The organism is Glaciecola sp. HTCC2999, assembly GCF_000155775.1.
GTDB lineage: Bacteria > Pseudomonadota > Gammaproteobacteria > Enterobacterales > Alteromonadaceae > Opacimonas.
This window is the reverse complement of the sequence record NZ_DS989816.1, coordinates 7,163-9,256: the sequence shown is the minus strand read 5'-3', so window position 1 is coordinate 9,256 and position 2,094 is coordinate 7,163. Positions and strand designations below refer to the sequence as shown.

The following is a 2,094-nucleotide window of genomic DNA, read 5'->3' as shown; positions in this document are numbered from 1 at the left end:
CGTCGATAAATACAGGTAAAATTGGAGCATGGTGTTGTTTCGCATGCGAAGAAAGCCACTACGCCATTGTGGATCACGGATCCCTTGAGGGTGTAAACGAGACACCTCTCCAGCGGGAAATATGATCAATACCCCTTCATTTTTTAAATGTGAATGAACAGCCTGCATATCTTTTCGACAAGTATTTCCATGCATATTGTCAACGGGTAATAACAAGTCATGTAGCGCATTAACGCTCATTAGCATTTGATTAGCCATTACTTTCACATCAGGACGCACATTATGAATCATTTTGAGCAATGCTAATCCATCAAGAGAGCCAATGGGATGATTGGCAATAATCACTGCTTTACCTATAGATGGGATATGTTGTTTTTCAGTTTCCCGAACAGAATAAGTAACATTAAAATAATCCAATACTTGTTCTACAAAATCAATTCCAGTTAAATGTGGATATGTTTTTACAAATGCGCATATGTCAGATTCATGTAACAGGTGGCGCAATAAAAATATGAGTGGTTTTGCAATAGTGGGATTATTGGCAAGTTTTGGATAGTGTTGATGGATGACATCTGAGACAGAAAACATAATTAAATCACACAGTATATATATGATTCTAAAATAACTTTGAATTATGACAAAGAGATGAAGCAGAGTTGTCATTAGTGTGACAACTCCGTTTCATATTTATGATGTTAACTCAATCAGCAGCTGGTGCTGGACGAGGATCAAAATTTGTATTTGCCATATAAGCGGTGACTAATGCCCAAATGGTTTGGTTTTGACGGATGTCATCCATATCAATTTTATCTAATGTATCGTTCGGGGTATGATGATAGTCAAAATAGTAAGTACCATCTTGCTTAAGCGCTAACACCGGGACGCCATATTTTGGCATCATGGAGACATCAGGACCGCCGTTAGTGGTGTTATTTCCCAAAGCTACACCCAATGTCAACAAAGCGTTATAAAGCTCACTAGCCTCATCTCTAACGTTATCTGCAAACCGGGTATCCATTCGATATATTGGTCCTGCACCAAAGTCAGACTCTGCAGCGACAATAATGCTATCTAACGTGTCCTTATTCGCACGTACATATTCATAGGCACCGATTAAACCTATCTCTTCTGCAGCGAATAACACTACTCGTATAGTGCGCTTCGGTTGACCGATCACATCTTTGATATGTTTTGCAGCGGCCATCACAATACCCACACCAGCACCATCGTCTAATGCGCCTGTCCCTTCATCCCAAGAATCCAAGTGTGCAGAGATCAGCACGACTTCTTCTGGCGATTCGGTACCTGTAAACTCACCAATCACATTATATGACGTCTGCCACCCTGCATCTTTAGCTTGCATATTGACAGACAGAGTGACTTTATCGGTTTTCTGGATCATTGCTTCTAATGTGTCTGCATCAGCAGTAGATATCGCCCCTGCTGGGATTTTTTCCACAGAATCATCGTAGCGCATCACACCGGTATGAGCAAAACGCGAGTTATCTGTTCCGACAGAACGTATGATCACGGCTTGAGCACCTTGTTTAGCAGCTTCTACTGCGCCGCGAACACGATTTGGTACTACTTTACCGTAAAAACGGCCTGCTTTATCTCGTTGCATACGTGTATTTAAGAAGACAATTTTGCCTTCAATATCGCTTTGATTAGCCGCTTGTAATTCTGCAATTGAGCCAAACATGGCGACGTCCGCTGTTAAACCGCTTTCAGGCGTAGCGATACTTCCACCTAGTGCGGTGATGACTAAGCTTTGTGGAAAGGGGGCGACAATCTTTGCATCAGCAAATCCTCGCTCCCAATTACGTACGCGAACCGGCTCTTTATAAATCTTGTCAAACCCCAATTCTGCGAACTTGGTTTCGGCCCATGCAACAGCACGTTTATCGCCTTTTGAACCCGCTATGCGTGGACCGACTTCTACCGTCAGCGATTTGACAATTTCATACGCTAAATCACTTTGGCTACTGGTATTAATCAAAGAAGAGTAAGTATCGTCTTTCGTGGGAGAGAGAGGAGCTTCCTGATTAGATGGTGTTGTGTTTTGGCAACCTAGTAGGGTAACGAATAAGACAC

Annotated in this window: 2 protein-coding genes; both read right to left on the bottom strand. The window is 42.3% G+C overall.

The annotated features are described in order from the left end of the window. Positions 1-588, bottom strand: a 588-nt coding sequence (locus G2999_RS10905; RefSeq protein WP_010181800.1) for a 1-acyl-sn-glycerol-3-phosphate acyltransferase, incomplete at its 3' end; no start/stop codon positions are given. Positions 589-700: 112 nt separating this feature from the next. Beyond that, positions 701-2,094, bottom strand: a 1,394-nt coding sequence (locus G2999_RS12435) for a M20/M25/M40 family metallo-hydrolase (RefSeq protein WP_010181803.1), incomplete at its 5' end; no start/stop codon positions are given.